This is a genomic window from Rhodococcus sp. EPR-147 (assembly GCF_001647185.1).
Classification (GTDB): Bacteria; Actinomycetota; Actinomycetes; order Mycobacteriales; family Mycobacteriaceae; genus Rhodococcoides.
On sequence record NZ_LVCU01000201.1, the window covers coordinates 1 to 4,433 of the forward strand.

The following is a 4,433-nucleotide window of genomic DNA, read 5'->3' on the forward strand; positions in this document are numbered from 1 at the left end:
GCGATGCGTTCACGGTGGACGGCGATCGCATGGGCGCGGGCATCGAGGTAGCTCGCCCACTCCGGTTCCTTGCGCAGTGCGTCGGGGATAGCGGGCAGCCACGGCAACGGCCCCCGCCCCGATGCTCCACGTGCTGCGGAGTGGCGTCCGGTGGCATCGAGTCGCCAATCCAGTACCGCGGCCCGATCTCCCGCGGTACCGAGTTCGCGTTCGGTGATCGCGGCGTTCAGTGCGACGACAGGGTCGTCGCCTCCGGCGGCGAGGATCGCGAGATGTCCACGCAGGACCGGCCATGCGGCGTCGTCGGTGAGACCGGCGATCGCGGCGTCGGCGGCGGTGTCGATCGCGGCCATCACTGTCGGTCCGGCGAGGACTTCGCAGGCGGTGGCGACGGAGTAGTCGTAGGCGCTCGCGGCCGGTGCCAGGTTGACATGCGGGTCGTCGGCGGCAGCGAGAGTCGAGTGCGCGGAGACCTGTGCGCCATCGCGGCGCAGGATCGCCCGGAAGTCGTCGACGGCGGTCGGGGGGAGCATGCCGCGTTCGGTCATCGCGGTGTGCAGATCACCGTCGGAGGCGGTCGCGAGATACATGTGGTTGTTCAGTCGCCCGCGGGTGAGGGCGACGTAGGCGAGCTGGCGGGTTTCGTCGCCGGTGGCCACGACGTGGCAGGTGTCGGCGGTCGAGCCCTGTGCGGAGTGCACGGTTCCGGCGTAGCCGAGTTCGGTCGATTCCTGGACGTATGCCGCGTCGAGGGTGACGGTCCGGCCGAGCTCGAGGTGGCGTACCACCAATGATCCGTCACGGCCGACTTTCTCGACGGTCCAGCGGTCACCGTTGCGGACCCAGTCGGTCTGCGAGAGCGGGTTGCGGCGATCGTTGGAGCGGGTGCGGACGATGTCCCCGACGCTCGCGCGGAGGCCGTCGGCGAGGACGGCTTCGCGTCCGATCTTGGCGATGGTGGCGGCGAGGCGGTCGGTGCGGGCGCGGGTGTTGAGTTCGGCGACGAGCTCACGGGTCGGTGCGAGCAGCAGTGCGTCCTTGCCGGCGGCACGGTCGGCGCTCCATGCGCTGTAGGCGTCGTCGGTGACGGTGGCGATGGAGCCGACGTGCAGCCGGGAGTGGTCGATGTAGAAGCCGATCGCGGCGTCGTCGCCGTCGCGCAGTGCCAGTGATGCTGCGCCTTCGGCCGCGCCGGTGACCGGGTCACGGAACCGCACCACCTGCGAGAGCGTGAGAGCGCCGACGCGGTCGTGGATGTCGCGCAGGACACCGCCGGAGGCGACGGACGCGAGCTGTTGATCGTCGCCGATCAACCGGACTGTTGCGCCGCGTTCGGCGAGGGCGGTGACTGCGTCGTCGAGGTCGAGGGTGCCGGTCATGCCTGCTTCGTCGACGATGACGAGCGTGTCCTCGCCGATCGCGGAATACCACTCGGGAACGGACACCGGTTCGCCGTTGCGTAGACGCTTGGTGATGTCGACGAACTTCGCCAACGTATCCGTCGGCGTCAAGATATCTTGACGCAGAACCTTGGCGGCGGCGGCGGTCGGCGCGAACCCGACGACGTGTCCGCCTGCGTTCTGCCACGACCGTGTCAGTGCGGTCATGGCGGTGGTCTTGCCGGTTCCGGCGGGCGCGAGTGCGAGCTGAAGTTTCGCACCGGACGTGGCCATCGCGCGCACCAGTGAGCGTTGTCCGGCGTTGAGTTCACGTCCGTTCGCAGCAGCTTCGAGCAGCGCCATTTCCACGTGCTCGTCGGCCACCGCAACCCCGTCGTTGCGCTGTGCAAGGGCGACGATGCGCGTCTCCGCATCGAGCACTGCGTTGGTGGTGAACAGGGTCGCCTCGTGGCGGGTGTGCACGTCTCTGCCGTCGCGTCGACGCATCACCTCCGGGGCGAGATCGGCAGCGACGTCGTCTCCGAGTTCGTCGCCCAGGGCGACCGCAAGCTCTGTGCTGCACGCGCGGTCGGTGATCGCTTCGACGAGGTCGGTGATGCGATCGGCCGGCGGATTCGCGGTGCGGACCTGACGGATCGCTTCGGCGCGAATGTTGTGCCGTTGGTAGCGCGAACGGGCGCGGGAGACGACCTCGACCACCTCGGCGGCGGTGTAGTCGATCCAGCGCGGGTCGTCGATGTCCACGCTCGCCCGGGTGCGCTTCTTACCGGTCACCTCGGCGACCATTTTCGACAGTGCCTTCGAGGAACCGAGTACGTCGATCGCCTCGGCGCGCCACCCTCCGCGCTGCTCGGCGTGCGAGCGCGGTTCGTGTTTGGCCTGCCGGGTTTCCAGGGTCGCACGCTGCGCAAGCCGGATCGCTTCGATGGCGGTCGGTTCGCGGTGATGTTCGGCCTGGAACTCGCGTGCAAGTTCGGCGGTGCGCACGACGATCGCGGCATTGCGGGAGGACCAGCGTTCGGCCAACCGTGTGTCCAGGCCGACGATTTCACGCACGGGTCGCTTCGACCGGTCCCCGCTCGCGCGTTCGGCGAAGTCGACTCCGATGCGTTCACGCAGTTGCGCTTCGAGGGCGGTGTTGTAGACCTCGGAGGCGGGAACGTTGTTGCGGTACAACGCGGCACCGTCGAGCGCGAGCCACTTCGTTGTCCCGTCCGGCAGGGTCGTGGAGACCTTGTTCGAGATCGCGACGTGGGTGTGCAGGTTCGGGTCCCCCGCGCGCGAATCACGGTGGGTGAACGCTGCGGCGATAAGACCGTTCGCATCGACTTGCGCGACACCGCCGTTGCCGAGACGGGTGAAGCAGGCGTGCTCTTCGAGGTACTCCAAGGCTGCTGCGATCGCGGCGTCGTGCGCTGCTTCGATCTCCTGCGAGATCTCCCGCGGCGCAACAGCCCACAGCGCCGACACACTTTTCACGGGCGTGAACGTGAGGTCGAAACCGGCGACGGCTTTGGTGTTCTGCCGCCCCGATTTGGCGACCCACCCGGACAGTTCACGCTCGTCGGCCGGGCCGCGTCCGTACTCCCGCTCGAACATCTCGCGCGCGACGCGGGTGCGGATCGTCGCGCGCGCCTCACCTTCGATCGGTGCGTTCCACTTCTCGCCGGCCGCGAGGTTGTGCTCAACGAACGCCTTCGCGCACGCGACCCGATAGTCGGAGGCTCCGTTGTCGATCTTGAACGCGCGACCGAGCTTGATCGCCGCCGATGCCGCGCGCTCGGCGTTCTTCGTCGACGCACCGGCAGCGAGCTCGGCCGCGAACTTCTCCGCGTACATCGTGTCGGCCTCGGGATGCAGGCCGTCACCGAACAGCGCCTTCATGTGCGCCTCGGAGACGTGCTCCCCCGCACCGATCGTCTCCAGCTCGGTCAGACCGGACCCGGTCCAACGGCCCGGTGACTCCCCCTTCTCGGAGTAGTACTCGGCCAGTGACGCGGCCCCTCGTTCGGTGGAATCTGCCGCTGCAACCTGCCTGGTCAGGTACGTATACCCGTCCCCAGCGGTGAGCTTGTGCAGACCCATCATGGACTGGACCTTACCAGCGAAATCCGCAAAGCGTCCTGAATGCATGAGGTCTGTAGGTTGGTTCTAGTTTTGGATTGGTTTCCGGTGGCAGTGGAAGTAACTGACTGTGAACTGGGGTTTTGACGGTGGTGGACCGGTGATGCGGGAGGAGGTTGTGTCAGGATCTGTGAATTCGAGGGTGTTCGGGGTTAGGGTGGGCGGCATGGCGTCGACTCAGGCTCGGATGACTGCGCGTGCTCGGGCACGGGCAGCGCAGCAAAAAGTCGTCGCCGACCGCAAAGCGCGCGACGAGAAGAACATGGGCTCGTTGACGGACTACTTCGCGGCCGCTGACCAGATCGACGCGGCCCGGCTGGCGATGGCCCGCGCGCTCGACGACATCCGGGGCCGGGAAGGAACACTCAGCGCCGCTGCGACACTCGCGGGGATCACGACCGGCGAAGCACGCAAACTTCTGGCACTGCTCGCCGACACCGCAGCGCCATCGGCGAGCACGGACACCGGCGACGCCACCTCGGACTCCGACTCGGATGCAAACGCAGAGTCGCGTGATGGATCGGCCTTGAACGAGCCGAGTGACTCGACGTCGACAGGCGATGCAACGACGAGCAAACCCGCGACCGGCGACAGCGTCCCGGACGCCGAGACCGGCACGAGTCAGGGGTAGCCGATGTCCGCCGCGGTGATGCAACTGGCGTTGTTCGGCGACGACACCGACGCCGCGTCACCGCAGCCGGTTCGCCGGGTGTGGCGACCGTTGCAGCAGCCGTTGACTGCGAAGACCGTGGCGAGGTTCTGGGCGAAGGTGGTCAAAACTCCGAGCTGCCATTTTTTCAGGGGGTCGGTGAGTTTTCCGGACGGCTACGGCAGATTTACCTTCACCGACGGCGACGCACCACGCACGTTGTCCGCGCACCGGTTCGCGCTGCTACTCGAATACGGCGA

The 4,433-nt window shown here is 67.4% G+C and carries 2 protein-coding genes and 1 pseudogene; 2 read left to right on the plus strand and 1 reads right to left on the minus strand.

Translation table 11 applies throughout. The annotated features are described in order from the left end of the window. Positions 1-3,488: MobF family relaxase (gene mobF, locus A2J02_RS09930; protein ID WP_197477991.1), on the minus strand; the 3,488-nt coding region annotated here is incomplete at its 3' end. 202 nt (positions 3,489-3,690) lie between these two features. On the opposite strand from mobF, the gene A2J02_RS09935 reads away from it, so the two are divergent. Both A2J02_RS09935 and A2J02_RS28670 read left to right on the plus strand, forming a co-directional pair. After that, entirely contained in the window at positions 3,691-4,155 is a 465-nt protein-coding gene (locus A2J02_RS09935) for a hypothetical protein (protein WP_068049686.1), read from the plus strand. 3 nt (positions 4,156-4,158) lie between these two features. Beyond that, positions 4,159-4,433 (plus strand): annotated as a pseudogene (locus A2J02_RS28670) (hypothetical protein); the annotation flags it as partial.

What these genes read in the sequence shown, in the direction of transcription:
- A2J02_RS09935 (WP_068049686.1), top strand. Translation starts at nt 3,691, where the DNA reads ATGGCGTCGACTCAGGCTCGGATGACTGCGCGTGCTCGGGCACGGGCA.